This window comes from Georgenia wutianyii (assembly GCF_006349365.1).
Classification (GTDB): Bacteria; Actinomycetota; Actinomycetes; order Actinomycetales; family Actinomycetaceae; genus Oceanitalea; species Oceanitalea wutianyii.
This window is the reverse complement of sequence record NZ_CP040899.1, coordinates 3,394,711-3,420,902: the sequence shown is the minus strand read 5'-3', so window position 1 is coordinate 3,420,902 and position 26,192 is coordinate 3,394,711. Positions and strand designations below refer to the sequence as shown.

24 protein-coding genes and 2 pseudogenes are annotated in these 26,192 nt (G+C 74.8%); 12 read left to right on the top strand and 14 right to left on the bottom strand.

Annotation, left to right across the window (positions count from 1 at the left end):
* Positions 1-4: 4 nt before the first annotated feature.
* The 3 genes from FE251_RS15205 to FE251_RS15195 form a co-directional block, all read right to left on the bottom strand.
* Positions 5-691 carry a cation diffusion facilitator family transporter gene (locus tag FE251_RS15205; RefSeq protein WP_139949189.1) on the bottom strand — a complete coding sequence of 229 codons (687 nt, stop codon included), beginning with the start codon at positions 689-691 and terminating at the stop codon, positions 5-7.
* Positions 688-1,044 carry a Cd(II)/Pb(II)-sensing metalloregulatory transcriptional regulator CmtR gene (gene cmtR, locus FE251_RS15200; RefSeq protein WP_139949188.1) on the bottom strand — a complete coding sequence of 119 codons (357 nt, stop codon included), beginning with the start codon at positions 1,042-1,044 and terminating at the stop codon, positions 688-690. The genes FE251_RS15205 and cmtR overlap by 4 nt, the downstream gene beginning before the upstream one ends.
* Before the next feature lie 93 nt (positions 1,045-1,137).
* On the bottom strand, positions 1,138-1,491 hold the full coding sequence (locus FE251_RS15195) for a nuclear transport factor 2 family protein (protein ID WP_139949187.1): 354 nt from the start codon (positions 1,489-1,491) through the stop codon (positions 1,138-1,140).
* A 637-nt stretch (positions 1,492-2,128) separates the two neighbouring features.
* Here FE251_RS15195 and FE251_RS15190 point away from each other — a divergent pair.
* Positions 2,129-2,410: a hypothetical protein gene (locus FE251_RS15190; RefSeq protein WP_139949186.1), complete on the top strand. Its 282-nt coding sequence runs from the start codon at positions 2,129-2,131 to the stop codon at positions 2,408-2,410.
* 232 nt (positions 2,411-2,642) lie between these two features.
* Here FE251_RS15190 and FE251_RS15185 read toward each other — a convergent pair whose 3' ends face one another.
* Positions 2,643-3,656, bottom strand: coding sequence for a hypothetical protein (locus tag FE251_RS15185; RefSeq protein WP_223147551.1), 1,014 nt, complete (start codon positions 3,654-3,656; stop codon positions 2,643-2,645).
* 113 nt (positions 3,657-3,769) lie between these two features.
* On the opposite strand from FE251_RS15185, the gene FE251_RS15180 reads away from it, so the two are divergent.
* Positions 3,770-4,339 (top strand): SbtR family transcriptional regulator, encoded by a 570-nt coding sequence (locus FE251_RS15180; protein ID WP_139949185.1) that lies wholly within the window; start codon positions 3,770-3,772, stop codon positions 4,337-4,339.
* Positions 4,340-4,432: 93 nt separating this feature from the next.
* Positions 4,433-4,570 carry a hypothetical protein gene (locus FE251_RS15605; protein ID WP_168202760.1) on the top strand — a complete coding sequence of 46 codons (138 nt, stop codon included), beginning with the start codon at positions 4,433-4,435 and terminating at the stop codon, positions 4,568-4,570.
* Here FE251_RS15605 and FE251_RS15175 read toward each other — a convergent pair.
* The 4 genes from FE251_RS15175 to FE251_RS15160 form a co-directional block, all read right to left on the bottom strand.
* A complete protein-coding gene (locus FE251_RS15175; RefSeq protein ID WP_139072285.1) occupies positions 4,567-4,965 on the bottom strand; it encodes a type II toxin-antitoxin system VapC family toxin in 399 nt (132 codons plus the stop codon). The two genes, FE251_RS15605 and FE251_RS15175, sit on opposite strands and share 4 nt — an antisense overlap.
* 21 nt (positions 4,966-4,986) lie before the next feature.
* Positions 4,987-5,973: an NAD(P)/FAD-dependent oxidoreductase gene (locus FE251_RS15170; protein WP_139949184.1), complete on the bottom strand. Its 987-nt coding sequence runs from the start codon at positions 5,971-5,973 to the stop codon at positions 4,987-4,989.
* 46 nt (positions 5,974-6,019) lie between these two features.
* On the bottom strand, positions 6,020-6,244 hold the full coding sequence (locus tag FE251_RS15165; protein WP_139072287.1) for a LapA family protein: 225 nt from the start codon (positions 6,242-6,244) through the stop codon (positions 6,020-6,022).
* A gap of 80 nt (positions 6,245-6,324) precedes the next feature.
* Positions 6,325-6,840: an rRNA adenine N-6-methyltransferase family protein gene (locus FE251_RS15160; protein WP_223147550.1), complete on the bottom strand. Its 516-nt coding sequence runs from the start codon at positions 6,838-6,840 to the stop codon at positions 6,325-6,327.
* A 115-nt stretch (positions 6,841-6,955) separates the two neighbouring features.
* On the opposite strand from FE251_RS15160, the gene FE251_RS15155 reads away from it, so the two are divergent.
* The 3 genes and pseudogenes from FE251_RS15155 (at position 6,956) to FE251_RS15145 (ending at position 11,297) form a co-directional block, all read left to right on the top strand.
* The gene (locus tag FE251_RS15155; protein WP_230976467.1) at positions 6,956-8,095 is read left to right on the top strand and encodes an MFS transporter; all 1,140 of its coding nucleotides are present in this window, start codon (positions 6,956-6,958) and stop codon (positions 8,093-8,095) included.
* A gap of 56 nt (positions 8,096-8,151) precedes the next feature.
* Positions 8,152-9,045 (top strand): annotated as a pseudogene (locus FE251_RS15150) (LLM class flavin-dependent oxidoreductase); the annotation flags it as partial.
* Between the two features lie 2 nt (positions 9,046-9,047).
* The gene (locus FE251_RS15145) at positions 9,048-11,297 is read left to right on the top strand and encodes an LLM class flavin-dependent oxidoreductase (protein WP_139072290.1); all 2,250 of its coding nucleotides are present in this window, start codon (positions 9,048-9,050) and stop codon (positions 11,295-11,297) included.
* A 54-nt stretch (positions 11,298-11,351) separates the two neighbouring features.
* Here FE251_RS15145 and FE251_RS15140 read toward each other — a convergent pair whose 3' ends face one another.
* The 3 genes from FE251_RS15140 to FE251_RS15130 form a co-directional block, all read right to left on the bottom strand.
* Positions 11,352-11,732 (bottom strand): DapH/DapD/GlmU-related protein, encoded by a 381-nt coding sequence (locus FE251_RS15140; RefSeq protein WP_139072291.1) that lies wholly within the window; start codon positions 11,730-11,732, stop codon positions 11,352-11,354.
* A gap of 96 nt (positions 11,733-11,828) precedes the next feature.
* On the bottom strand, positions 11,829-13,130 hold the full coding sequence (locus FE251_RS15135) for a D-arabinono-1,4-lactone oxidase (protein ID WP_139072292.1): 1,302 nt from the start codon (positions 13,128-13,130) through the stop codon (positions 11,829-11,831).
* Positions 13,118-14,269: an alanine racemase gene (locus FE251_RS15130; protein ID WP_176554690.1), complete on the bottom strand. Its 1,152-nt coding sequence runs from the start codon at positions 14,267-14,269 to the stop codon at positions 13,118-13,120. Before FE251_RS15130 ends, FE251_RS15135 begins: the two co-directional genes overlap by 13 nt.
* A 125-nt stretch (positions 14,270-14,394) precedes the next feature.
* Here FE251_RS15130 and FE251_RS15125 point away from each other — a divergent pair, with 125 nt between their 5' ends.
* From FE251_RS15125 to FE251_RS15115, 3 genes and pseudogenes are all read left to right on the top strand, one after another.
* Positions 14,395-15,297, top strand: coding sequence for a D-hexose-6-phosphate mutarotase (locus tag FE251_RS15125; RefSeq protein WP_139072293.1), 903 nt, complete (start codon positions 14,395-14,397; stop codon positions 15,295-15,297).
* A 38-nt stretch (positions 15,298-15,335) separates the two neighbouring features.
* Positions 15,336-16,688, top strand: coding sequence for a cryptochrome/photolyase family protein (locus FE251_RS15120; protein ID WP_139072294.1), 1,353 nt, complete (start codon positions 15,336-15,338; stop codon positions 16,686-16,688).
* Positions 16,689-16,703: 15 nt separating this feature from the next.
* Positions 16,704-16,910: pseudogene (locus FE251_RS15115) on the top strand (GNAT family N-acetyltransferase); the annotation flags it as partial.
* On the opposite strand, the gene FE251_RS15110 reads toward FE251_RS15115, so the two are convergent.
* Complete coding sequence (locus tag FE251_RS15110; protein WP_139072296.1) at positions 16,876-17,553, bottom strand: DedA family protein; 678 nt, start codon at positions 17,551-17,553, stop codon at positions 16,876-16,878. The pseudogene FE251_RS15115 and the gene FE251_RS15110 overlap by 35 nt on opposite strands.
* Before the next feature lie 393 nt (positions 17,554-17,946).
* On the opposite strand from FE251_RS15110, the gene FE251_RS15105 reads away from it, so the two are divergent.
* Positions 17,947-18,519 (top strand): helix-turn-helix domain-containing protein, encoded by a 573-nt coding sequence (locus tag FE251_RS15105; protein ID WP_218013648.1) that lies wholly within the window; start codon positions 17,947-17,949, stop codon positions 18,517-18,519.
* 567 nt (positions 18,520-19,086) lie between these two features.
* Here FE251_RS15105 and FE251_RS15100 read toward each other — a convergent pair.
* Positions 19,087-19,287, bottom strand: coding sequence for a hypothetical protein (locus tag FE251_RS15100; protein ID WP_139072297.1), 201 nt, complete (start codon positions 19,285-19,287; stop codon positions 19,087-19,089).
* 89 nt (positions 19,288-19,376) lie between these two features.
* Here FE251_RS15100 and FE251_RS15095 point away from each other — a divergent pair, with 89 nt between their 5' ends.
* Positions 19,377-20,372 carry a helix-turn-helix transcriptional regulator gene (locus tag FE251_RS15095; RefSeq protein ID WP_139072298.1) on the top strand — a complete coding sequence of 332 codons (996 nt, stop codon included), beginning with the start codon at positions 19,377-19,379 and terminating at the stop codon, positions 20,370-20,372.
* Here FE251_RS15095 and FE251_RS15090 read toward each other — a convergent pair.
* Positions 20,333-21,754 (bottom strand): Nramp family divalent metal transporter, encoded by a 1,422-nt coding sequence (locus tag FE251_RS15090; RefSeq protein ID WP_139072299.1) that lies wholly within the window; start codon positions 21,752-21,754, stop codon positions 20,333-20,335. The two genes, FE251_RS15095 and FE251_RS15090, sit on opposite strands and share 40 nt — an antisense overlap.
* Before the next feature lie 239 nt (positions 21,755-21,993).
* On the opposite strand from FE251_RS15090, the gene FE251_RS15085 reads away from it, so the two are divergent.
* Positions 21,994-26,109 (top strand): S8 family serine peptidase, encoded by a 4,116-nt coding sequence (locus FE251_RS15085; protein WP_139949180.1) that lies wholly within the window; start codon positions 21,994-21,996, stop codon positions 26,107-26,109.
* Positions 26,110-26,192: the final 83 nt, after the last annotated feature.

Genomic DNA, 26,192 nt, shown 5'->3' with positions numbered 1-26,192 from the left:
TCGTTCAGGTGGAGAGGCGTCCGGGAATGTCGCCCGGGTTCGGTTCGTCGTCCTCGTCCATCTCTTCCAGAACCTCGAAGGGTGATTCGACCTCCCCGCGCCAGGCTTCGAGGCCCTCGCGGATCGCGAGGTAAGCCACCACGAGGGCTGCGACCGAGTCTGCCCAGTCCCAGCCGACGAGGGTGTTGAGGAGCAGGCCGATGAGCACGGTGCCGGACAGGTAGACGCACAGGACGAGCTGTCTGGCATCTGCCATCACGCTCTTGGACCGCAGCTCGCGGCCGGTCCGGTGCTCGATCCAGGCTAACGCGGGCATGACGATCAGGCTCAGGGTGGCGATGCCGATTCCCAGCGGGCTGGAGTCGACCTCCCGGGCTCCGGTCAGCGAGAGGACCGAGTCGACGATGACGTAGGCGGCCAGGGCGAAGAAGGCGATGCCGACGGCGCGGACCGTGCCGGTCTCCCACCTCTCGGGGTCCTTGCGAGTGAACTGCCAGGCGATCGCGAGAGCCGACAGGACCTCGATGACCGAGTCCAGCCCGAAGCCGATGAGCGCGGTGGAGGAGGCCAGGGCGCCGGCCCAGATCGCCACGACCGCCTCGAGGACGTTGTAGGTGATGGTGACGCCGACGATGATCCTCACGCGCCGGTGCAGGGTCGCGCGGCGGTGTGCCGGGATCACGGCCGTCATGACTCGCTCCCGCCGCAGCAGCCAGGAACGAGGCAGGCGCTGTCGAGGCACGGCGCGTCCACGTCGACGGCCAACGTGACGTCGACCAGCGCGGTGAGGGCGCGAGCCAGGTGCGGGTCGGCGATCTCGTACCGCGTCTGCCTGCCCTCCGGCTCGGCGAGGACGATGCCGCAGTCGCGCAGGCAGGTGAGGTGGTTGGACACGTTCGAACGGGTCAGCCCGAGGTCACGGGCGAGCACGGCTGGGTAGCTCGGCCCGTCGAGCAGCGTCATGAGGATCCGTGACCGGGTCGGGTCGGCCATCGCGCGGCCCAACCGGTTCATCACGTCGAGACGGTCCATACTGGTCAGCATGCGCTGACTATACAGCCGTCACTGGATGGATAAGGCCTCACGGTTGCGGGGAGTCCGGACAGGTCCGGTCGTGTCGCCCGCGCCGTGCGCCGCTCAGTCCAGCGGGACGACGTAGGAGTCCACGCGCGCGATGAGCCCGGCACGGAAGGTGAACACGTCGGCGAACGCGAAGCGGAACGGCCCGTCGGCCACCGTCGCGCCGCCACCTTCGCCGGTGGCGACGAGGACGTCCCCGTCCTCGTAGAGGTGCTGGACGTCGAGGGTCGGGCTGCCGGTGAACGCCGGGTTCTCGATCTCGGCGTCGAACTCGGCCTTTCCCCGCGTCGTCCGGTGTCCATGGATGACCCACTCGACGTCGTCGGTGAGGGTGGCGAGGATCCGTTCGTGGTCACTGGCCCGGAAGCCGTCGATGTAGGTGGTGACGATGTCACGCAGGCTCTGGCTCATGCGATGTCCTTGTTCCTGGTCAGCGGGCCGGTCTCGCGCGCGGAGAGGCTGGTCGACGTGCTCTCGGGCTGCCGTCAGGTGTGTGCTCGCGGAGCCGAACGACCCGAGTCGGCGCAGGTTGTCCGAGAGGTTGGGGTGCGGGTGGCGCGAAGCGCAGGCTGTCGTCCTGCCAGGTGACCTCTGCGGGCACGGCGAACGGCCGACCGTCGTCGCCGGGGAGACACGGCTCTCCTGCGCGCGAAGGTCCTGATCCTCATGAGGTCGCGGGGCGCCATCTCCTCAGTCTTGAGCCTCCAGCAGTGTCACCGTCAAGGAGATTTCGGTGCGGGTCGCCGTGCCAGGGTGCGGTCGGGCCGCCCTGCGTCGGCTCAGGGCCACGGTCGTGTGACCCTGCGATGTCGCCGTCCCGGCATGCGCGATTCGTGGGACGGGCAGAGGAGTCCTCGCTAGATTCCGAAACAGTCGAGGAGAGGGCCGTGCGACAACGACCGTGCTCGCCGCAGCCGTCGTGCTCAGCGCCGTCGCGTGCAGCGCCGACGCAGGCGGCTCCGACGCGGGCGGCATGAGTGGTGGGGATGCGGGGTGCGCCCCTCCGGTCCTGTCCGTGGAGCCGACGACGGCTGCCGCCGGAGACTCTGTGACGGTCACCGGGGAAGGGCTGTTCGACGGCTGCGCGGATGTCGGCGAGGTCGGCCCGGACGGGACCGTGGTGGCCGTCGAGACCCAGGAACCGCACGAGGGCGTGGCCCTCGTGTTCAGCCTCCCCGGCCGCGAGCCGGTGACGCTGGCGACGGTCGACGCGTCGGAGTCGGGTTCGTTCACCGTCGAGGTGACCGTCCCGGACGTCGACGGCGGGGGCACCGGACTCGTCGAGGCGACGGGGACGTTCGCCGAGGCCGAGCTCACCGTGACGCCGTGACGCCGTGACCCACCCACGGACGGTGACGGCGGCTGGTGGCCCGGGCACCGACGCGGGGACGAGCCGTGACCTGGCGTGAGAAGGACGCGTGGAAGCGGCCGATGTGGCTCTCGCTCGCGTTCATGCTGCTGGCCCTCCTGCTCCTGCTCCTCGGGGCGTGGCTGACCGGCGACTCGCCGTTCGACGAGTCACCGGCGGAGCGCCAGGCGGTGGCCTCCCGTGAGGCCGACCCTCAGGCAGCGGCCCGGGCCTTGCGCCGCACCCCGACGGTGTGGACGACGAGCCCGAGGACGAACCATGTGACGAGCGTGAGCGCCGCGGTGAGCCCTCCGGCGCCGTCGAAGTAGGCGGCCGAGCGCACGAGGGTGCCGGCGGCCCCCGGGGGGAGGAGCTGGCCGAAGGTGCCGAGGACGGGCGGAAGCCAGGCGGAGGTCGTCGCGATCCCGGCGAGGGGGTTGCCGAGGAACATCATGACCATCGCGCTCAGCGTGAAGCCCTTGCTCCCCAGGGCCTCCTGCAGGCCCGCGAGCGGCATCGCCAGGGATGCGATGCCGAGCGCCATCGCCCCGGTGACCGGCCAGAAGCTCGTGTCGATGCTGCCGAAGACGAACCGCAGCACGGTGGCGACGACGAGCCCGCCGACGACGGAGAAGGTGAGGATCCCGGCGAGCTTCCAGCCGTTGTTGCGCGGGAAGATCGTGCGGAACGCGACCGCGGGGACGATGCCGCCGAAGACGAGCGGGAACGCCAGGCCGCCGATGCCGATCCCGGTCGGGTCGGTGTCCGGCAGCGGGACGACGTCGGTCACGGTCGTCCCGGTCGAGCTCGCCGCGGCGAGCATCTCCGCCGTCGCCGAGATCGTGGAGGAGATCGCCGTCGAGCCGGCGCTCGCGACCACGGCCTCGATGCCCGCGCCGTCGACGACGAAGCCACCGGCGACCTCCCGCCCGCGCACCGCCTCGGTGAGCGCGTCGGCCGAGTCGAACCGCTCGAGGTCGAAGGAGCCGGGCGCGGAGGCGGTGAGCGTCTCCTCGATCGAGGTGGCCGTCGCGTCGGTGGCGACGACGCCCAGCGGCAGGTCGGTGGGCCCGCTCTTGAGGGCGGGCATGATGAAGACGGCGAGCAGGAGCACGAGGACGATGCCGAGCCCGGCGGTGAGGCCGAGCATCTTCGCCCAGGGCGGCGGAGTGCGGCGCGCGGGCGCCTGATCGGGGGAGATGTCTGTCTGGGCGAGCAGGTCGGTCACGAGCGGACGGCGCCAATCATCTAAGTGGAGGTGCTTCCTCCGATTATGTGGATGATACGCCTCCGGTTAGCGTGGGAGTCAAGCCCTTCACCAGCCGTCCCAGGGAGGTCCGTGTGCGCGCCGACGCTGCCCGCCGACGTGCCGCGATCCTGCGCGAGGCGCGGCATCTCTTCGCAACCTCGGGCGGCGACGTCCCCCTCGAGACCGTCGCCGCGGCCGCAGGTGTGGGCATCGCCACCCTCTACCGGAACTTCGAGTCCCGTGCCGCGCTCGCCGACGAGGTCGTCCTCGCGACCTTCGCCGACATGGCCGCGGCGGCGACGGACGCCCTCGAGGACGCTGCCCGTGACCCCGACGCCGCATGGACCCGCTTCGTCGGCCGCCTCGTCGACCTCGAGCTCGGCGCCGTCACCGCGGCGCTCGCCGAGCACGCCGACGGCGAGCTCACCTCCGACGTCCGCGACGCGCAGGACCGCACCCTGGCGGCTGTCGGCGAGGTGCTCGCCGGCGCCCGGTCCGCCGGCGTCGTCCGCGCCGAGCTCACCCCCCTCGAGCTCGTCATTGCCGTCGGCATGATCACCCGGCCGCAGCCCGCGGTGGTGCACCAGGAGGTCCCCGACCTCGTGCCGCACCTCGTGGCCGTCCTCCTCGCCGGCTTGCGCGCCGGAGGCGCCGCCGGGTGACGCCCGATCGGGACGAATCGCTCATGTCCGACCCCCCACGGCCGATGGTCCGGATGAGACGGCCTTCGGGGAGGACGTCCGGAGAGGTGACAGATGAGTGCGACCGTGGAGTCGGTCCTGACGGTGCAGCGACCGGTCTCGTGGCGCGATGAGCTCGGCGCCGAGCACGAGATGATCCAGGTGCGCCTGCGCTGCCTGCTCGCCGACGACGAGCCCGAGGAGTACCTCTAGGGCTCGAGGAGCTCCTCCACCGTCGCGACGCGCACGAGCCGGGCGGCAGCCTGGGCGAGCGCGGCGTCGAGCGTGACGAAGGCGTCCGCCTGGAGCCGGGTGAGGGCGACGTACTCCGCCGTCAGGGTGTCCGGCCAGGACAGCTGCTCGGCCACCTGCCACGCGTTGCGCTGCAGCACGCGATCACCCAGGAGCCGGATCCGCAGCGCGTGGATGTGGTCGAGGTACCGGTCGGCATCCGCGCGGGTGAGCGTGCCGTCGTGGACGAGCCGGTAGAGCGAGGAGAGCAGCTCCGAGCGGATCAGCGTCGGAGCGAGCAGGTGGACGCGGATGCCGGGCCGCGCGCCGCGCCGGGCAAGGTCGACCGCGATGTCGGCCCCCACCACGTAGCGCATGCCACGCCCCTTCCCCCACCGCTATTCCATCGCAGGGCGCCGTGGCCCGCCAGCCGGCGCGAACCGGGCGGCGGCCCGCTCCCGAGCGTCGGCGAGCACGAGCTCGCCGTTGATCCCGATGGCCGTCCGCGAGCCGAGCTCGGCCGCCCCGAGCACCTGGGCGGAGAGGTCGGCGAGGTTGCCCGCCGCCCACAGGCCAGGGACGCTCGTGCGGCCCTGGTCGTCGGTCTCGAGGCGCGAGCCCATGTCCCCGGCCACGGTCCGCGGGCCGAGCGCGGCGAGCGGCCCGAGGTTGAGGCGGAAGCGGGGGGCGACGAAGACGGCCTCGCACGCGACCTGCCGTCCGTCCTCCAGACGCACGCCCCGGACCTCGTCGTCCGCGACGACGAGCGAGCCCACCGGTCCGGCGACGACGCTGACCCCCGCCCCGGCGAGCAGCGCACGCCCGTCGTCGTCGAGCTCCTCCTCGGCGATCCCGTGGAGGAGGAGGACGACGTCGCCGGACCACTGCCCGAGGAGCAGGGCCTGGTGGACGGCGCCCTCGGCGTCGTCGGCGACGACGGCGAGGGTCCGGTCGCGCACCTCGTGGCCGTGGCAGTAGGGGCAGTGGAGGACGTCGCGGCCCCAGCGCTCGGACAGGCCGGGGACGTCCGGCAGCTCGTCGCGCACCCCGGTCGCGGCGACGAGGCGCCGGGCACGCAGCACCCGACCACCCGCGAGCGTCACGCGGAAGTCGTCCGGGCCACCGGCGACGGCGACGACCTCGTCCTCGACCAGCTCGGTCCCGTAGCCGGCCACGTCCCGGCGGGCAGCGGCGAGGAACTCGGCGGGGGTGGCGCCGTCGCGGGTGAGGAAGCCGTGCAGGCTCGGGGAGCAGGCGTTGCGCGGGTGGCCGCCGTCCACCACGGTGACCGTGCGGCGCGCCCGGCCCAGCACCAGGGCGGCCGAGAGTCCGGCCGGGCCCCCTCCGATGACGACGACGTCGCGGGTGTCGGGCTGCTCGTCCATCGCCCCACTGTGCGGCCTGCGTCGGGTCCCGGCAATCGCTCGCGGGTCAGCGCCTGCGTCGTCGACGCACGAGAGCGCCCACCGCCCACCCGACGAGGAAGAGGATGAGCAGGACGAGCCACATCGGCGCGCCCACCCTCATCCACAGGAGCTGGATCGTCACCCGCCCCTGGTTCTGCAGCACGAACACGATCGCGAGGACCGCCAGAGCCAGCCCCACCCACGTCGAGGGCGCGACCGTGCCGCGGCGCCCGGGCTCCTCGTTCGTCATCACGCCCTCCCGTCCTCGCGCCCACTGTGCCGGGGTCCGGGCCACCGCGCGACCGCTGAGCCGGTGTGCCCGGGCCGCCGTCAGCGGCGCCGGATCCGCAGGACGGCCGCGTCGACGCTCGGCGCCGGGCGGAACGCCGCGCGCGGCACGGATCGCCCGAGCTCGACGACGTAGCGGCGGCCCGCCGTCCGGCCCGCGAGGTTCGCGGCGGTGTCCCGACGCAGCACGAGGTCGGCCCCGACGAGCAGCCGGGCACCGAGCAGCCGCGCGACCACCGTCCGCGCGAGGTGGAAGGGCGGGTTGGCGACGACCCGGAAGGGCCGCGGCGGCAGGTGCAGGTCGCGGATGTCCCCCTCGACGACGACGGCCCGCTCACCGAAGCGGCGGCGCAGCGCCTGCGCCCGCGCCGGGTGCCTCTCGATCGCGATGACCCGGGCGCCGGCGTCCACCAGTGGACCGGTCAATGCCCCGGCGCCCGCGCCGAGGTCCACGACAGTGTCCCCGGCCCGCACGCCGGCCTCGGCGACGAGGGTGCGCGCCCAGTCAGGGCTGAGCCGGTAGTAGCTCCACCGGGAGCGCCGCTGCGCCCCGGACACGACGCACCATGACCATGACCATGCCGAGGAGGGTAGGACGCGACCGCCGGCGGTGGCGAGCGGATATCGCGGGCTAGCCTGCACGGATGGTCCAGCCCGCCCCCTGCCGCGCCGCATGAGCGGCTCGGTGCTGCGCGTGCCCGGTATGGCACTGCTGCTGGCCATGACCGGCCTGGGGTTCTCCGGGTACGCCGCCCTGCTGCCGGTCGCCCCGCTGTGGGCCGTCCACGGCGGGGCGGGTTCGGTCGGGTCCGGGCTGGTCAACGGCGTCCTCATGCTCCTCACCGTGCTCACCCAGCTCGTCGTTCCCGGCGCGCTGCGTCGCCTGGGCTGGGGTCCCGTCCTCGTCACCGGGATGCTGCTGCTCGGGCTGCCGTCGGCGCTGCTCGGGCTGAGCGACGCGCTCGGCCCGGTGCTCGCCGTCTCCGCCCTGCGCGGCCTCGGGTTCGGCATCGTCACGGTGACCGGCAGCGCCCTCGTGGCCGAGCTCGTCGACCCGGCCCGGCGAGGACGGGCGATCGGCGCCTACGGCCTGGCGATCACGGGGCCGCAGGTGCTCTTCCTCTCGGCGGGACCGTGGATCGTCGACAGGTTCGGCTTCGGCGTCGTCTTCGCTCTCGGGGTGCTGCCCGCGCTCGGGACGTTCCCCGCGCTCGCCCTCGCCCGGATGCACGACCACGTGCCCGCGCCGCCCGAGCGCGCTCCCTACGGCCGCCTGCTGCGACCGATGGTGCTGCTGCTCGCCGTCACCCTCGCCGGCGGGGCGCTCATCACCTTCATGGCCCAGATGAGCAGCAGCGCGCTGCTCAGCACGCTCGCCCTGCTGCTCCTCACCGTGAGCGCTGCGCTCGCCCGCTGGCGCGTCGGGGCGCTCGCCGACCGGTCCGGCCCCGACACCTACATCTGGCCGCTCGTCGTCCTCACCGCCGTCGGCATGGCGCTCGTCGCGTGGGCGGTGCGCGACCCGGCGGCGACGGACGCCGTCGCCCTCCTCCTCGGCGCGACGGTCGTCGGCGTCAGCTACGGCGGGCTGCAGAACCTCACGCTCGTCGTCGCCTTCGAGTCGGTGCGCCGTCCGCACTACGGATCGGCAAGCGCCGTGTGGAACATCGGGTTCGACGCCGGCACGGGTCTCGGCTCGGTGCTCGTCGGGGCGCTCGCAACCGGGGCGTCCTTCTCCGGCGCCGTCCTCGCCGGCGGCCTGCTCTCCCTGCTCACCCTGCCCCTCGCCCTGCGCGCCCGCCGCCGTCCCTGACGTGGGGCGTGGGTCACAAGGTGGAATAGGGGGAGCGGCGCGCTGTTGACCGCCTTATGACGGACTACGGTCACGACCTCCTCTTCGGCTCCTTCATCACGCCCACCGCCGCCGCACCGGAGCGTGTCGTGGCCCTGACCCAGGCCTCGGAGGCCGCCGGGCTCGACCTCGCCACCTTCCAGGACCACCCCTACCAGTCCTCCTTCCTCGACACGTGGACGCTGCTGTCCTACGTCGCCGCCCGCACGACGACGATCCGGCTCGCGCCGAACGTCGCCAACGTCCCGCTGCGCCCGCCGGCGGTGCTCGCCCGCGCCGCCGCGAGCCTCGACCTGCTCAGCGGCGGGCGGGTCGAGCTCGGGCTCGGCGCCGGCGGCTTCTGGGACGCCATCGAGGCGATGGGCGGCACCCGCCTCACGGCCGGGGAGTCCGTCGTCGCCCTGGAGGAGGCGATCGAGGTCATCCGCGGGATCTGGGACACGAGCACCCGAGACCGGCTCGTCGCCGGGGGCGCCCACCACCACCTCGACGGCGCGAAGCGCGGCCCCGCGCCGGCGCACGGCATCGGCCTGTGGGTGGGCGCCTACAAGCCGCGGATGCTGCGCCTCACCGGGCGCCGCGCCGACGGGTGGCTGCCCTCCCTCGCCTACCTCAGCGGCCTGGAGGACCTCACCGCCGGCAACGCCGTCATCGACGAGGCGGCCACCGCCGCCGGACGCGACCCGCGCGCCGTGCGCCGCCTGCTCAACATCGGCGGCCGGCTCACCGCCCAGCGCAGCGACCGGCTCCTCGTCGGGCCGCCCCAGCAGTGGGCCGAGCAGCTCGCCGCGATCACCCTGGAGCACGGGGTGAGCGCCTACATCCTCGCCGGGGACGACCCCACCGCCTTCGCCCTGCTCGGCCAGGAGATCGCCCCGGCCGTGCGTGAGCTCGTCGCGGCGGAGCGTGCCTGATGGACTACGGACACCCGCTCCAGCTCGGCGTCTTCCTCACCCCCACCGCCGAGGCGCCCCACGCCGCCGTCGACCTCGCCGTGCGCGCCGAGGAGCTCGGCCTCGACCTCGTGACGATCCAGGACCACCCCTACCAGCCGCGCTTCCACGAGACGTGGACGCTGCTCTCCTGGATCGCCGGACGTACCGAGCGCATCGGCCTCGCGCCGAGCGTGCTCAACGTCCCGATGCGCCCGCCGGCCGTCGTCGCCCGCGCCGCCGCCAGCCTCGACCTGCTCAGCGGCGGGCGGCTCACCCTCGGCCTGGGCGCCGGCGTCTTCTGGGACGCGATGGAGGCCATGGGGGTGCCCCGGCTGACGCCCGGGCAGTCCGTCGCGGCACTGGAGGAGGCGATCGAGGTCGTCCGCGGCACGTGGGACGCCGCCACGCCCACCCCGCTCAGCTACCGCGGCGAGCACCACCGGCTCACCGGGGCGCAGCGCGGCCCGGCACCCGCGCACACCGTGCCGGTGTGGGTCGGCGCCGCCCGACGGCGGATGCTCGACCTCGTCGGGCGCCTCGCCGACGGCTGGGTCGTCCCCGGCGGGAACGCGGGCGTGCCCGGCCTGCGCGACGGGAACGCGATGATCGACGTCGCCGCGGCCTCCGCGGGCCGCGACCCGCGCGAGGTCCGCCGCGTCCTCAACGTCACCGGCCGCTTCGCCCCCGACGCCGCCGGCTTCCTCGACGGCCCGCCGGAGCGCTGGGTCGCCGACCTCCTCCCGCTCGTCCTCGACGACGGCGTGGGCACCGTCGTCCTCGCGAGCGACGACCCCGCCACCCTCGAGCGCTTCGCCCGCGACGTCGCCCCCGCGCTGCGCGAGGCCGTCGCCGACGCGCGCGCCCGGCGCGGCACCCCGCCCGCCCCCACCCGCGGCGCCGCGGCGCTGGCCGCCCGCCGCCCGCGCATCGCCTACGACGACCTGCCCGCGGCGCTCGCGGACACCGCGGTCGAGCCCGGGGACGCGCAGTACGCCGCAGTGCGCTCCACCTACCTGCGGGGCGGGTCGCCCGGCCTCGTCCTGCGCCCCGGCACACCCGAGGAGGTCGCCGAGGCGCTCGCCTTCGCGCGCGCCCAGGACGTGCCGCTGTCCCTGCGCAGCGCGGGCCACGGCATCAGCGGCCGCTCGACCAACGACGGCGGCATCGTCCTGGACGTCTCCCGGCTCAACACCATCGAGGTGCTCGACGACGCGACCCGGCTCGTGCGGGTCGGCCCGGGTGCCCGCTGGGGCGAGGTGGCCGCCGCGCTGGCCCCGCGCGGCTGGGCGATCAGCTCGGGGGACTACGGCGGCGTCGGGGTCGGCGGGCTGGCGACCACCGGTGGCATCGGCTTCCTCGGGCGGGCCCACGGCCTGACCATCGACCACGTGCGGGCCGTGGAGCTCGTCCTGGCCGACGGCACCCACGTGCGTACGAGCGCCGAGGAGCACCCCGACCTCTTCTGGGCGGTCCGCGGTGCCGGCTTCAACTTCGGCGTCGCCACCGCCTTCGAGATGCAGGCCGCCGAGGTCGGGGACGTGGGCGTGGCCCAGCTCGTCTACGACGCGAGCGACACCGCCGACCTCCTCACCCGCTGGGGCGCGGCCGTCGAGGCGGCCCCGCGCGAGCTCACCAGCTTCCTCATGATGGGCGCGCCGCGGGGCGGGCAGCTCCTCGCGCAGACGACCACCGTCGTCGACTCCGCGGACCCCGCGACGATCATCGCGATGCTCCAGCCGTTCGCGCAGGTCGGGCCGCTCGTCAGCCAGTCGGTCCAGGTCGTGCCCTACTCCGCCCTCGTCGCCACGCCGGACACCCACCCGACGAGCGAGGGGGAGCCGGTGAGCCGCACCGGGCTCGCCGAGCACCTCACCCCGCAGCTCGCGGCGGACGCCGAGCGGCTCGTGCGCTCGGGGAGCACCTTCTTCTTCCAGATCCGCTCGATGGGTGGGGCGGGCTCCGACGTCCCCCCGGAGGCCACCGCGTTCGCGCACCGCTCGGCGAACTTCTCCCTCACCGCCTTCGGCGGGGGCCGGCAGCGGCTGGACGGCGCGTGGGACGCGATGGCCCACCACTTCTCCGGCAGCTACCCGAGCTTCTCCAGCGACCCGCGGCCCGAGCGGCTGACCGAGGCCTACCCGCCGGCCACCCTCGCCCGGCTGCGCGAGCTCAAGCGTCGCTACGACCCGGCCAACGTCTTCCGGGACAACACGAACATCGCTCCGTGACGCACGTGAGGGGTCCGGGTCCGCGCAGGACCCGAACCCCTCAGGGGCGCAGACTCACGCGGCGGTGAGGTCCGCGGTGACGATGGTGTCGGGGTCGACGACCGCGAAGTCCGCGACGCGGACCCCGGAGGCCACCTTCGCCCCGTCCCGTACCCGGGCGCCGCGCCCGATGACGGCGTTGGCGCCGATGTGCGTGTTCTTGCCGATCCTCGCCGTGGCCGCGACGACCGCGCCACGGTCGATCCACGCGCCGTCGTCGAGGTGTGCCTCGGCGCCCACCCGGGCACCCGGGTCGACGTAGGCGCCGGGGGCGATCCAGGCGGTCGGGTGCGCCCGCGCCGTGCGCTCGACGAACCCGCCACCGTTCGCGTGGCGTGCGTAGCGCAGCGTCGTCCCGTCGTCCCCCTCGAACTCCACGTACTTGCGTCGCCTCACGGCTCTCCTCCCTGGTCTCGTCGTGCTCCGTGTGACATAACGTCAGGGAGGGGGGTTGCATGTTCCGCGTCAGGACCGCGAAAGGTGTGAGGTTCGTTACTCTCCGAGCAGGCGGCGCAGGTGGCGGTTGGTGAGGACCCGCTGCGGGTCGAGCTCCTCCCGCAGGGCGAGGACCTCCGGGAGGCGCGGGTAGCGCGCGGTGAGCGCGGTGGCGTCCAGGCCGTGGAGCTTTCCCCAGTGCGGACGCCCGCCGTGCTCCGCCGCGATCGCCTCGACCGCGTGGAAGTAGTCCGCCGCGGGGGAGCGGTGGAACTGGTGGACGGCGACGTAGGCGGTGGGACGCCGGTACGCGGTGGACAGCCACACGTCGTCGGCGGCCGCGAAGCGCACCTCCACCGGGAACTGCACGGCCGCCTCCGGGTGGGCCGCCACCCACGCCCGCAGCGCGCCGAGCACGGGCACGAGCGACTCCCGCGGCACGGCGTACTCCGACTCCACGAACCGCACCCGCCGGGTGGTGGCGAAGACCCGCGAGGAGACGTCGTCGTACTCGCGCCGCGACAGCGCCCGGGCGGCGAGCCGGTTGAGCGCCGGGACCGCCCGCGGCCGGCGGCGCCCGACCTCGTTGACCGCCCGGTAGACGCCGTTGCTCAGCACCTCGTCCTCCAGCACCCGCCGCCAGCGCGGCAGCGGCCGCTCCGGGGGACCCGGGCGCCGGGTGTTCGTCTTGGTGAGGCAGCGGTCGGTGTAGGGGAACCAGTAGAACTCGACGTGGTCGTGGCGCTCGACGCGTTCGTCCAGCGACTCGAGGACGGCGTCGTAGCGCTCGGTGTCCTCCACCGCGTGCAGCGTGAACGCCGGCACGCACCGCAGCGTCACCTCGGTGACCACCCCGAGTGCGCCGAGCCCGACCACGACGCCCTCGACCGGCGGCCCCGCGCCCTCGCCCAGGCGCAGCAGCCGCCCGTCCCCGGTGACGAGCTCGAGCGCGGCCACCTGAGTCGCCAGACCGCCGAACCGGGCGCCCGTGCCGTGCGTCCCGGTCGCGACGGCGCCCGCCACAGTCTGCGCGTCGATGTCCCCGAGGTTCTCCAGCGCCAGCCCGTGCCGCGCGAGCAGCGCGCTGAGCTCGCGCAGTCGCGTCCCGGCCCGCACCCGCACCCGGCCGCCCGGTTCCACGGCGACGATCCCGGTGAGGTGGTCCAGGCGCAGCTGGACGTCGCGCGCCTCGGCCAGCGGGGTGAAGGAGTGTCCCGAGCCGACCGCCGTCACCTGGCGCCCCGCCCGGCCCGCGCGCCGCACGACCTCGACGACCTCCTCGACGTCCCGGGGGCAGGCGACCTCCGCGGGCGTCACCGCCACCGTCCCGGACCAGTTCTCCCACGTCACCCGAAGCACCCGCCCTCACCGCGGTAGGTCGGGACCGAGGCGAGGACGGTGCCGTCCTCGACGACGTGGACGGTGCTCACCCGCTCGAGCTGCTCCCCGGACTTCGCCGGGCGGAACCACACGAGGTCACCCACCCGCAGCGCGTCGGCGCCCGCGCCGGCCACCGGCGTCTGGACCTCCCCGGCGCCCTCCGCCCGGGTGAGCCGCAGACCCGGCGGGTGCACCGGCGTCGGCAGCCGGTCGCGGCCCGGCGGCCCGGAGGCGGTGAACCCGGTGGAGAACACCGTCGCGACCCGGCGCCCGGGCCGGCGCACCACCGGGGAGACGAGGAACAGCGCGGGCCGCGGGCGGAAGGCGCGGTAGCCGTCGAACAGCGTGGGGCCGAGCAGCCCGGAGCCGGCCGTCACCTCGGTGACCTCCCCGGAGCGCCCGTAGAGGTGGAGGCTGCCGGTCCCGCCGACGTTGACGAGCGGGACGTCGGCCACCTCGCGCACGGCCGCGACGAGCTCGGGGCGGCGGCGGCCCAGCTCGCGTGTGGAGAGCGTCTTGACGGCGCGGACCGCCGCGGAGGAGTCGGCCAGCCCGGCCACCTGCGCGTCGTAGCACATGACCCCGTGCAGCCTCAGGCCCGGGGTGGCGAGCACCCGGCGGGCGGCAGCGGCGGCCTGGGCGGGGGTGTGCACCGGCGAGCGGCGCACACCCAGGTGCAGCGGACCGAGCCGCAGCGAGGCGTCGAGGTCGAGGCACACCCGCACCGGGCGACGCGGCCCCGCGCCCGCCGCGGTGAGCAGCCGCAGGTGGTCGGGGTGGTCGACCATGACCGTGACGCGCTCGCGGACGAGCGGGTCCGCGGCGATCCGCGCGAGCGCGGCGGTGTCGGTGGTCGGGTAGGCGAGCAGGACGTCCGCGTGGCCGTGCCGCGCGAGCCACACCGACTCCGCCGCCGAGTACGTCATGACCCGCTCGGCGCCGAGCGTGTCGAGCACCCACCGGCAGCGCACCGACTTCGTCGCCACCCGCACCGGCAGCCCGCCGGCACGCGCGGCGAGGTCGGCGGCGTTCGCGCGCAGCGCCGCGAGGTCGAGGACGGCGGCGGGCGCGGTGACGGCGGTGTCCGCCAGTGCCTGGACCAGCCCTGGGCGCAGCATGCCCGGAGGCTATCGGCCCGGGTCCGGCCGGAGGGCGGCTTCGACAGGCGCGGTGCGGGGTCTGACCGGGGCAACTGGTGACAACCGCTGCGACCCCGGCCCGACGGCGGGTAGCGTCCCGTGCCATGACCAGCACCGCGGCCGACCTGCCCGAGTCCGTCACGCTCGCCGAGGGGGAGGGTGGGCTGCCCGTCGTGCGGGTCGCCACCGCGCTCGCCACGGGAGAGCTCTACCTCCAGGGCGCCCACGTCACCGCGTGGACCCCCGCCGGCGCCGACCCGGTGATCTGGATGAGCGGGGCGTCCCACTTCGCGCCCGGCGAGCCGATCCGCGGCGGCATCCCGATCTGCTTCCCGTGGTTCGGGCCCGGCCGCGAGCCCGGCCTCGCCCCGCCCGCCCACGGCTTCGCGCGCCTGGCCCCCTGGCGGCTCGAGGCCGCCGAGGAGCGCGACGGCGCGGTCACCCTCACCCTGCGCCTCACCGACGCCGACGCCGCCGGCGTCCCCGCCGCGGCCTCCTGGCCGCACCCGTTCACCGCGACCTGCACGGTGACCTTCGGCCGCGAGCTCACCGTCGCGCTCACCGTCCGCAACACCGGGCCCGAGGAGATCTCCTACGAGGAGGCGCTGCACACCTACCTCGCCGTCTCCGACGTCCGCACGACGACGGTCGACGGCCTCGACGGCGCGACCTACCTCGACAAGGCGCCCGGCGCCGGCCCTGACCTCCTCACCCAGGAGGGCGAGGTGACGTTCACCGGGGAGACCGACCGGGTCTACGCGAGCACCGCGACCGCCGTCGTCGTCGACGAGGGCGCCGGCCGCCGGATCGGGGTGGACAAGGACGGCTCGGCCAACACCGTCGTGTGGAACCCCTGGGTGGACAAGGCCGCCGCGATGCCCGACTACGGCGACGACGAGTGGCCCTCGATGGTGTGCGTCGAGACCGCCAACGCGCTCGGCGACGCCGTCGTCCTGGCCCTCGGCGAGGAGCACACGACGACGGCGCGCATCACCGTCACCCGGTAGCCCGGGCGCGCGGGGCGCGGCGACCGGAGGATGGTGCCGTGACCGCCGTCCTGTGGCTGCGCCGCGACCTGCGCCTCCACGACCTGCCGGCGCTGCTCGCCGCCCATGAGGGCGGGCAGGTGCTGCCGGTGTTCGTCGTCGACCCCGCGCTGCTCGCCACCGCCGGCCCGGTGCGCCGCGCGCATCTCGTCGCGGCCCTGGAGGACCTCCGGGAGTCGACCGACCGCGCGCTCGTCGTGCGTACCGGCCGCCCGGAGGAGGAGGTCCCCCGGCTGGTCCGGGAGTCCGGCGCGGGCAGCGTCCACGTGAGCCGCGAGACCACCCCCTACGGGCGCCGCCGCGACGCCCGCGTCGCCGCGGCCCTGGGCGACGTGCCGCTCGTCGCCACCGGCACCCCCTACGCCGTCGGGCCGGGCGTCGTGCGCAAGGCCGACGGCGACCCCTACCGCGTCTTCACCCCCTTCTCCCGGGCCTGGCGCGACCACGGCAGCCCGCCGCCCGCCCCGCCGCCCGCCCGGCTCCGGTGGCGCCGGGGCGTGGCGACCGAGGAGCTGCCCGGCGCCGACGGCCCGCCCACCCACGCCGTCGGCGAGGCCGCGGCCCGGGAGCGGTGGGCGGAGTTCCTCGACACCGACCTCGCCCGCTACGACACCGCCCGTGACCGCCCCGACCTCGACGCGACGTCGCAGATGTCGGTCCACCTCAAGTACGGCACGATCCACCCGCGGACCATGCTCGCCGACGTCGCCGCCCACCCGGCCGGGCGCACCGAGGCCGCCCGGCGCTATGTCACCGAGCTGTGCTGGCGGGAGTTCTACGCCGACGTCCTGTGGCACCACCCCGCCTCCGCGTGGAGCGACCTGAACGATGGCCTGCGCTCGATGGCCTACGAGGACCCGGCGGGTACGCCCGCCGCCCACGTCCGCGCGTGGGAGGAGGGGCGCACCGGCTACCCCTTCGTCGACGCCGCCATGCGCCAGCTGCGCGAGACCGGGTGGATGCACAACCGGGCACGGATGGTCGTGGCGAGCTTCCTCGTCAAGGACCTCCACGTGTGGTGGCCCCACGGCGCCCGCCACTTCCTCGCCCACCTCGCCGACGGCGACCTCGCCTCCAACAACCACGGCTGGCAGTGGGTGGCCGGCACCGGTACCGACGCCGCCCCCTACTTCCGGGTCTTCAACCCGGTGAGCCAGGGGGAGCGGTTCGACCCGGCGGGCGACTACGTGCGCCGCCACGTCCCCGAGCTCGCCCACGTCCCGGGCGCGGCCGTGCACCAGCCGTGGCGGGTGCCCGACGGGCTCGCCCACGGGTACCCCGAGCGCATCGTCGACCACGCCGCGGAGCGGGCCGAGGCGCTGCGCCGCTACGAGTCCGCCCGCGCGGCCTGACCGCGCCGGGGCGTCGGCAGCCTGCTCGTCGCGACCGCAGAGGGGCGGGTGCGTGCGCGCGGAGGGCGGGCGGTGATGATGCACGTCGCCGAGGACAACGAGGCCGCCCGGCGGCTCTACGTGCGCCTCGGCTACCGGGAGACGGGCCGCCGGCCGCGCCCGGACGGGACGGCCGAGCCGGTGCTCCTCAGGGACCTGGGCACGGCGCCGGTACCCGGGTGAGCTCGCGCTCCGGGACCGCGAGGTCGAGCGCGCGCACGAGCGCCCGCTGACGCGCCCGTCGCCACAGGACGAGGAGACCGCCGAGGACGATGAGACCCGCGAGCACGACCCACCCGAGCCGGCCGAGGGAGTCGGCCAGGTGCGGCAGGGCCAGGCCGCCGAAGGTGCCGACGGCGAGCCAGCCCGCCGCCCACACGAGCGTGCCGGTGACCGACCCGGCGAGGAAGCGCCGGTAGCGGATCCGGGCGGCACCCGCGGCGGCCGGCATGAGCGTGCGCACGAGGGGCAGCAGGCGGCTGACGACGAGCGCGCTCGCGCCGCGGCGGCGGAGCATCGTCCCCGCCCGGTCCCAGTGCTCGGTGCCGAGCCGCCGCACGAGACGGGTGCCGCGCAGGCGGCTGCCCCAGCGGCGCCCGACGGCGTAGCCGACGTGGTCGGCGGCCGAGGCCGCGGCCGTGAGGACGGCGAGGGCGAGGAGCGCCTGCACCGGGGTGGTGGCGGCGGCCCCGAGGAGGACCGCGCCGAGCTCGCCGGGCACGAGGACCCCCAGGCCGAGGGCGGACTCGAGGAAGGCGAGCAGGGCGGCGACGACGAGGAGCGCGGGGCTGAACGCCTCGGGCAGCGCGGTGATGAGGTCCGGCATGGTCCCAGCGAATCGTGAGCAGGCAGGCAGCGGTATCCGGCAGGACCCTGGTCGCACCCTGGTGCGGGGTCAGGGTCAGGTGCGGGGAGGGGGTGTGGGCGCGCGGCCCGTCGAGGCGGTCCACCCTCGCAGCGGGCGGTGGGCGGGACAACCGAAATTCAGCGCTGCCTGTTCCCTCCCGCCGCGGGTCAGCGGCGGCGGCCGGGTGTGGGCGTGCAGCATCCAGCGCTCGGCCAGCGATCCGCGAGAGGGGCAAGGGGATCCGGACGTGCGCGATCCAGTGCTCGGCGGAGAAGGAGGGCGGCAGGTCGTGGGCGGTGGGGGCCGGAGCGCGGGTGCGGGGTGGCGGGAGTGGACAGCACTTCTTGCGCAAGAGACCTCTAGAGTTGTGGCATGCCAATGGAGGACCGGGAGCTCATCAACGCCCCTGAGCGGATCCGGGCGCTGTCCCACCCCCTGCGCCTGCGACTCCTCGACCTCCTGGGCGAGCACGCCGAGCTCACGGCGACACAGTGCGCCGACCTCACCGGTGAGTCGGTGGCGAGCTGCTCCTTCCACCTGCGGATGCTCGAGAAGTACGGCTTCATCGAGCGCGCGGCCCCGCGCGGCCGGGAGAAGCCGTGGCGCCCGGTCACCCGCCGGGGCTACGCCACGGGCATCGACCCCGACGTCCCCGGCTCCGTCCAAGCGACCGTCGAGCTCGCGCGGATGACCTTCCAGCAGCGCTCGCAGCGGGTGTGGGCGGCCATGGAGCGCCTCGGCCAGGAGCCGCAGGAGTGGCTCGAGGCCACCCGGCTGATGAACAGCAGCATCTGGGCGACCGCGGAGGAGGCGGCTGCTCTCGGCGACGAGATCATGGCGCTCTTCGAGAAGTTCGAGGCCCGTGACGACCCGTCCCAGCGCCCGCCGGGCTCGCGCCGCGTGCGCGTCATGGCCACGATCCACTCCGAGCCGCCCGAGGACTGACAGGCCCGCCCCGGCGGCCCGCCGAGCGCGCAGAATCTGCCACCAAGTCCGCGACACGCGGGCGACACGCCGGGTGGCGGGCGCTCGGGAGTGCTGCCGGGGGACTTGGTGCCAGGAAACCGGCGGTGACACCGCGGGCCGCGCGCCCCGCGCCCACGCGCCGGCGCAGCGGGCTGGGCGGACCGGCCGCCCCCCGGCGGCCCGCCGAGCGCGCAGAATCTGCCACCAAGTCCGCGACACGCGGGCGACACGCCGGGTGGCGGGCGCTCGGGAGTGCTGCCGGGGGACTTGGTGGCAGGAAACCGGCGGGGACACCCGCGGGGTGCCGCGCGCTCGGGGCCGTGGCCACGGCGCTCGCCAGCGCTGCGCTCGGCCGGCGGACGCGGTGACGATCGCGCTGCGGCACACCGCCGCAGTTCTCGTCCTCACCGTCCGGCTCACCGGCGCTCACCCTGCTGCGCGACGACCCCGGGAGCCGGTAGCTCCCGGGGTCGCACGTGCCGGCGCGCGGCCCTCCACCGCGCGTCCGTGCCGGTGGCGGGAGGGGCCACCTCCCACCACCGACTCCTAGCGGACCACCGCGATGACGACCGTCGTCACGGCCGGGACGGCGACCCCGAGCGTGGTGCCCATCGCCACGGCCGCGTGCCGGCGGCGGTACTGGGGGCGTACCGGGCGCGAGACCGGCAGGTGCTGGTGGCGATGGAACTCGGCGAGTGTGACGTCGACGCTCCGGGCCGCAAAGGCGTCGAGCTGGTGCAGGTCCATGGCACGTCCTTCCGGGTGGGGCTGGCACCTGCCACGCTAGGAACCGAAGCGGACACCCACTGTCCGCTGCACCGGGAAGGGTGGGGGAGATGGTGGATTCCTCCCGGCGGATGCTCGAGCTCCTCAGCCTGCTCCAGCTGCGGCGCGAGTGGCCCGGCGCCGAGCTCGCCGAGCGGCTCGGCGTCAGCGGCCGCACGCTGCGCCGCGACGTCGACAAGCTGCGCGAGCTCGACTACCCCGTCCACGCGGTCAAGGGCGTCGGCGGTGGCTACCGGCTCGGCGACGGCGCCCGGCTGCCACCGTTGCAGTTCCTCAGCGACGAGGCCGTCGCCGCCGCGATCGCGCTCACGACGGCGGCGAGCAGCAACGTCCACGGCGTGGGGGAGGCGGCCCAGCGCGCCCTCGGCAAGCTCCAGCTGGTGCTGCCCGCGCGGCTGCGGGCGCGGGTGCAGCGGCTGGGGGAGAGCGTCGTCCACCTGCCGGGGGTCGCCGTCGTCGACCCCGAGGTGCTCATGACCCTCGCCGGCGCCTGCCGCGACCACCTGTGCCTGCGCTTCGACTACGTCCGCGGTGACGGCACCGAGTCGCGGCGGGAGGTGGAGCCCTACGGGCTCGTCGCCTGGACCGGGCGCTGGTACCTCGTCGCCTGGGACGTCGAGCGGGAGGACTGGCGCACCTTCCGCGTCGACCGGCTCCGCCCCCGCATCCCCCTGGGCCGCCGCTTCACCCCGCGCGAGCTGCCCGGGCAGGACGCCGGGGCCTACCTCCAGCGCCGGGTGCGCGACCTGTGGCAGGAGAAGGCGGTCGTCCTCGTCCACGAGCCGGCGGACAGCGATCGCATGCGGCGCTGGGCGACGATCGGGCAGGTCGAGCCCGTCGACGCGCGCACCAGTCGGCTCCGGCTCGACGGCGACTCCGTGCGGTGGCTCGCCGTCGCGCTCGTCGAGCTCGAGGCCGACTTCACCGTCGAGTCGCCCGCGTCGCTGCGCGACCACCTCCGCACGGTCGCCGGCCGCCTCACCCGCGCCGCCGACCGCCCGGCCCCTCACACCGAGACGAGCCCGGTGGCGCTGAGTGCCGAGTAGACGCCGAGGAGGAGGATCGCGATCCCGCTGACGGCGAGCGCGCTCGCGGCGAACCGGCCGCCACGCAGCTCCGGCTGGACGTACCGGGCGCGCAGGTACCAGGCGGCGACGGCGACGGCGGCGAGGAAGATGCCGCCGGCCACCCCGCCGATGAGGATCATGACGAACGGGGAGGAGATCCACAGGTAGGTGAGCAGCCAGAGGAGGGGCAGCGCGACGATGAACACGCGCATCCACCGGTTGCGCCGGTCGGCGTCCGCCCAGTCGAAGACCCCGAGGATGCTCAGCGCGTTCGCCCACGACCGTGCCCAGGACGGCACCGCGGCCCAGATCGTCGAACCGAGCGCGGCGAGCGCGCCGACGAGGTAGAGCACCCGGCCCCACTCGCCCAGGACGCTCGCATAGGTCTGGGAGAGCACCTCGATCATGTCGTTGCCCTCGGGCACGAGCCCCTGCGGGTGCAGCACGGCGGCGCCCATGACGTAGAACGACATCGTGCTCACCGTGTAGATCACCCACGCGACCAGCGCGTCCTTCTGCATGACGGCGATCCACCCGCGCGCCCGGCGCCGGTAGGCCTCCGAGCCGTCGTCGGGTCCGGACCAGCGGCCGTAGCCCTTCTCCAGGCACCAGTAGGTGTAGGCGGTGATCTCCTCCGACCCCACCCCGGTGAGCCCGAACATCGCGACCGCGACCCCGATGGCCCCGACCGGCAGCGACAGGGTCAGGCCGGAGGCGAGGTCGCCGGCGGAGTAGGCGTACTCGGTCGCCGGGAGGCCGAGCGCGATGACGAGGGTGACGACGACGAACGTCATCGTGAGGAAGACGGCGACCTTCTCGATGAGCCCGTACCGGTTGGAGTACAGCGTGACGATCGCCAGGACTGTGACGACGACGGCCCAGATCGTCAGCGACGTCGCCTCGAGAGGCCCGGAGCCGATCGGCAGGAGGATGCTCAGCGCGGCGGCCATCCCGCCGATGAGGCCGCCGGTCTGGATGAGCTTGGACAGGGCCATGAGGGCCCACAGGACGAAGACCCAGCCGACGTTGCCCACCCGCGGCGGGACGCGGGTGTAGCCCTCCATGCCGCCCAGCCCGGTGACGATCGAGAAGCGGGCCATCTCCACCTGGACGGCGACCTTGACGAGCGTGGAGAAGATGACGAGCCACAGCAGGACGAAGCCGGCCTCGGCGCCGAGCGCGGTCGCGGTGATGAGCTCCCCGGCGCCGACGATCGAGGCCGAGACGATGAGCCCGGGGCCGAAGAAGCGCAGCGACCCGCGCCACGTCGTCGGCGGCTCGCGGACGCCGTCGGGGTGGACGTGGTACGGGTCCCCGATGACGACCGAGCTCTCGGGTGCGGGTCCGGTCTGCTGCGCCATGGCGACTCCCTCGTCCGTCCGTGCGCGCCACTGTAGGGGCGGCGTGCGGCCGCCGCTCAGGGAGCGACGGACCGTGCCCGCACACCCCGGGGACGGCGGCCGGTCAGCCGACGATCCACCCCAGGGTGGGTGACGGGCGGGAGTGCGGGGCGATACCTTGAGCCACCACCCCGTTTGCCCGTTCTTGACGGAGCCGTCAAGGTCCCCCTCCCGAAATGAGAGTGTCGATGCACCGATCATTGACCGCAGCAGCCAGCGCACTCGTGCTCGGTGCTGTCACCGTGCTGGGCGCCGTCCCGGCCGCCGGCGACACCGACCCACCCCCCTCCCTCCCGTCGCTCGCCCCGGACACCAAGGTGAGCGAGTCGCTGAGCGCGGCCGAGGGGACGGTCACGGCGTTCGTCCAGCTCGACGCACCCTCCGCCCTCGACGTCGTCGAGTCCGGCGGCTCGAGCACCGAGGCGCAGGCGGCCGCGGCCGAGGTCGAGACCCTCGCCGAGGACGTCGTCCCCGCCGCCGCGCAGGCCCGCAGCCGCAGCGCCGCCCCGCAGCGGCTCTCGGTGACGAGCACGCTCGTCGCCGGCACCGTCGTCACCGGCGACGCGGAGCAGGTCCGGGCGCTCGCGGCGTCCGACGACGTCCTCGCCGTCCACCTCGTCACCCTCAAGGAGCCGACGAACAAGAACGTCGACGTCCTCACCCGCGCGGCCCAGGTCTGGGAGTCCTACGGGAACACCGGCGAGGGCATCCGCATGGGCATCATCGACACCGGCGTCGACTACACCCACGCCGCATTCGGCGGCCCCGGCACCCTGGAGGCCTACGCCGCCGCCTACGGCGAGGACGGCACCGGCCCGGTGCCCGAGGGCCTGTTCGACGGCGCGAAGTACCTCGGCGGCTGGGACTTCGCCGGCCCGCTGTACGACGCCTCCGGGCTGACGCCGGGCTCCACGCTCGTCCCGCAGCCCGACCCCAACCCCATCGACGCCCACCACACCGCGGGCGGTGGCCACGGCACGCACGTCGCCGGCACCGCCGCGGGCTACGGCGTCACCGCGGACGGGACCACCTTCCGCGGCGACTACGGCGACGTCGGGGACATCAGCGACTGGCAGGTCGGCCCGGGCTCCGCGCCCGAGGCCGGCATCTACGCGCTCAAGGTCTTCGGTGACGTGGGCGGGTCCACCGGCGTGACGATCAACGCGCTGGAGTGGGCGGCCGACCCGAACGGCGACCTCGACTTCTCCGACCGCCTCGACGTCATCAACCTCTCCCTGGGCGCCTTGGCCGCCCCGGTCGACGACCCGGAGAACCTCTTCGTCGACCGGCTCGCCGACCTCGGCACGCTGTCGGTCATGTCGGCCGGCAACTCCGGCGACGCGACCGACGTCGGCGGCTCGCCGGGCAACACCGGCTCCGCGCTCGCGGTGGCGAACTCCGTCGCCGACGTCATGGTCTTCGACGCCGTCGAGGTCGTCGGCGCGGCCGACGAGTCCCTCGTCGGCCTGCACGCCGCGCAGAACACGGTGAACTACACCGGCACCGCGGACGTCGAGGCCCCGGTCGTCTACCTCGGCGAGGGCGTGGACGGCTGCACGCCGCTCACCGCCTACGCCGACCAGGTCGCCGGCAAGATCGTCTGGCTCTCGTGGGACGACAACGACGCCACCCGCGCCTGCGCGAGCGGCGCCCGCTGGAACAACGCGACCGCGGCCGGCGCTGTCGGCGTGCTCATCGGCACCGAGGCCCCGATCTTCACCGCCGGCATCGGCGGCAACCCGCAGACGCCCGGCGCCCAGCTCACCGCCCGGGTGACCGACCTGCTCCTGCCGGAGATCGAGGCCGGCACGCTCACCGTGCGCCTCGGCCCGTCCTACCAGGACGCCGCCCTCACCCGGGACGACACCGTCGCCGACATGCTCAACCCCGGCTCCTCGCGCGGCGCCCACGGCTCGCTCGGCGTCGTCAAGCCCGACGTCGCGGCCCCCGGCACCCGCATCTCCTCCGCAGCCTCGGGCACCGGCTCCATGCCGACCACCCTCACCGGCACGTCGATGGCCTCCCCGCACGTCGCGGGCATCGCCGCGCTCGTCCGCGCCGAGCACCCGGCCTGGACGCCGCAGCAGGTCAAGGCCGTCATCATGAACACCGCGACCAACCCGGTCTACTCCCGGCCCGGGCCGGAGGGCCCGCTGTACGGCCCGGAGCGGGTCGGCGCCGGCCGCGTCGACGCGCTGTCCGCCGTCACCAGCCAGGTCATCGCCTACGACTCCGCCGCGCCGCGCAACGTCTCGGTCGCCTTCGGCGTCGTCGACGTCGCCGAGGAGACGGTCCGGATCAGCCGCACCGTCACGGTCGAGACCCTCGGCCGCGCCGCGGGCGACTTCACCACCGGGTTCGACGGCGCGAGCTCGATGGGCGGGGCGACGATCACGACGAGCCCGTCGCGCGTGCAGGTCCGCCCGGGCCGTCCCGCGACGGTCACGGTCACCCTCACCGTGGACCCGCAGACCCTCGTGCGGGAGATCGACCCGACGTCCGACCCCGTCTCGGGAGTCGGCGTCCCCCGCGAGTTCGTCTCGGCGCTCGCCGGGCAGCTCGTCCTCACCCCGCGAGCCTCGGGCGAGACGCTCCACGTCCCGGTCCACGCGGCGCCGCGGCTCGTCTCCGACCTCACGGTCGAGCCCGTGGAGTTCGCCTCCGCGGACGCGCTCACCGCGCCGCTCGAGGTCACCGGCCGGCACGTCGACTCCGGCGGCTGGACCTCCAGCACCGCCGTCCTCGAGCTCATGCGGACCAGCCCGCAGCTGCCCGACGTCGACCCCGGCTCCACCTCCCCGACCCAGATCGCGGCCGGTGACATCCGGTACGTCGGCGCCATGTCCACCGGGCCGCGGATCGCCGAGGCCGGGTTCGACCCGGCGCTCGGGTACGTCGGCATCGGCATCGCCATGGCGGGCCAGTGGCCCACGCTCGGCACGTCGACGCTGCCGGTCATCGACACCGACGTCACCGGCGACGGGATCCCCGACCTGCAGACCGCGGTCCAGAAGATCGACCCGGAGACCGACGTCACCATCGCCCACACCTACGACATCCGCACCGGGCAGAGCCTGGCGCGCTCGTCGGTCAACGGCCAGTGGGGCGACGTCGACACCACCGTGTACGACAACAACGTCCTCGTCGCGCCGATCCCGCTCGGGCTGTTCAACCCGGCGGTCGTCCCGACGTTCGCGGTGTGGACCTTCGGGGAGTACTCCCCGACCGGCAACGGCCTGGTCGACATGGTCGAGCCGTTCGCCTACGACCCGTTCGCCCCGGACCTGTGGACCAGCGGCGACATCCCGCTCAACGGCCTGTTCGTCCCGTCGACCAGCGACCTCACGGTCCACCGCGACCCGGCCGCCGGCACCGACGTGGGGCCGCTGCTCGTCCTGCACTCCCACAACGCCTTCGGGCAGCGGGCGCAGGTCGTCGACGTCACGGTCCCCGAGCCCGTCGCCGTCGCGACGACGACGACGCTCACCGTCGACGGCGAGGCCGCGGTCGGGTCCGAGCTCACCCTCACGGCGAGCCTCGACCCGGCGACGGCGAGCGGCACCGTGACCTTCCTGGACGGTGGCACCGAGCTCGCCACGGCCCCGGTCACCGGCGGCGCCGCGAGCGCCGTCGTCACCCTCGGCGCCGGCAGCCACTCGCTCACCGCCGCCTACGCCCCGGACTCCGCGGCCTTCACGGCCTCGGTCTCCGCGGCGGTGGTCGTCGAGGTCGCGCCGTCCTCCTCGACGACGACGCTGCGCCTGTCGCGCAGCCTCGGTGGCTACGGCGACCAGACGACGGCGGCGGTGAGCGTCGTCGGCGCCTCCGCCGCGCCGTCGGGACCGGTGGAGATCCACGCGGGTGGCGTGGTCGTCGCGACCGGCGAGCTCACCACCAGCGGGCTCACCGGCACGGCGACCGTGACGCTGCCCCGTGACCTGGCCGCCGGGTCCCACCGCCTCACCGCGGTGTTCCCCGGTAGCGGGGACGTCACCGGCTCGGCCAGCCGCAGCGCGACCTACGTCGTCCTGCCGGCGCTCGCGCGGGTCGACCTCGACGCCGCCTCGCGCGTCCCGCGGGGAAGCTCGCCGGAGGTCAGCGTCTCGGTGCTGGCCCGGGGCGGGGCGCCCGTCCCGACCGGCTCGGTCACCGTGACGTCCGGCTTCCGCGTCATCGACCGGGTGGCGCTCGACGCGGACGGGACCGTCGAGGTCCAGCTGCCGCCGGTGCGTCTCCTCACCGTCGTCACCGCGGTCTACAGCGGGGACGCCGGCTACCTGCCGGGTCTGGACGTCGCCACCGTCACCGCCCGCTAGACCCCAGGGCCGCACCACCCGGTCGCCACGTCGGCGCCGGGCGGTGCGGCCCTGCCGTGCGCGTGGCGCACCCGGACCCCGCC

What these genes read in the sequence shown, in the direction of transcription:
- FE251_RS15175 (WP_139072285.1), bottom strand. Translation starts at nt 4,965, where the DNA reads ATGCGCTACGTGGTGGGGGCCGACATCGCGGTCGACCTTGCCCGGCGC.
- FE251_RS15145 (WP_139072290.1), top strand. Translation starts at nt 9,048, where the DNA reads ATGGACTACGGACACCCGCTCCAGCTCGGCGTCTTCCTCACCCCCACC.
- FE251_RS15125 (WP_139072293.1), top strand. Translation starts at nt 14,395, where the DNA reads ATGACCAGCACCGCGGCCGACCTGCCCGAGTCCGTCACGCTCGCCGAG.
- FE251_RS15605 (WP_168202760.1), top strand. Translation starts at nt 4,433, where the DNA reads ATGAGTGCGACCGTGGAGTCGGTCCTGACGGTGCAGCGACCGGTCTCG.
- FE251_RS15165 (WP_139072287.1), bottom strand. Translation starts at nt 6,244, where the DNA reads ATGACGAACGAGGAGCCCGGGCGCCGCGGCACGGTCGCGCCCTCGACG.
- FE251_RS15100 (WP_139072297.1), bottom strand. Translation starts at nt 19,287, where the DNA reads ATGGACCTGCACCAGCTCGACGCCTTTGCGGCCCGGAGCGTCGACGTC.
- FE251_RS15130 (WP_176554690.1), bottom strand. Translation starts at nt 14,269, where the DNA reads ATGCTGCGCCCAGGGCTGGTCCAGGCACTGGCGGACACCGCCGTCACC.
- FE251_RS15170 (WP_139949184.1), bottom strand. Translation starts at nt 5,973, where the DNA reads ATGGACGAGCAGCCCGACACCCGCGACGTCGTCGTCATCGGAGGGGGC.
- FE251_RS15095 (WP_139072298.1), top strand. Translation starts at nt 19,377, where the DNA reads ATGGTGGATTCCTCCCGGCGGATGCTCGAGCTCCTCAGCCTGCTCCAG.
- cmtR (WP_139949188.1), bottom strand. Translation starts at nt 1,044, where the DNA reads ATGCTGACCAGTATGGACCGTCTCGACGTGATGAACCGGTTGGGCCGC.
- FE251_RS15155 (WP_230976467.1), top strand. Translation starts at nt 6,956, where the DNA reads ATGAGCGGCTCGGTGCTGCGCGTGCCCGGTATGGCACTGCTGCTGGCC.
- FE251_RS15195 (WP_139949187.1), bottom strand. Translation starts at nt 1,491, where the DNA reads ATGAGCCAGAGCCTGCGTGACATCGTCACCACCTACATCGACGGCTTC.
- FE251_RS15205 (WP_139949189.1), bottom strand. Translation starts at nt 691, where the DNA reads ATGACGGCCGTGATCCCGGCACACCGCCGCGCGACCCTGCACCGGCGC.
- FE251_RS15110 (WP_139072296.1), bottom strand. Translation starts at nt 17,553, where the DNA reads ATGCCGGACCTCATCACCGCGCTGCCCGAGGCGTTCAGCCCCGCGCTC.
- FE251_RS15090 (WP_139072299.1), bottom strand. Translation starts at nt 21,754, where the DNA reads ATGGCGCAGCAGACCGGACCCGCACCCGAGAGCTCGGTCGTCATCGGG.
- FE251_RS15105 (WP_218013648.1), top strand. Translation starts at nt 17,947, where the DNA reads ATGCCAATGGAGGACCGGGAGCTCATCAACGCCCCTGAGCGGATCCGG.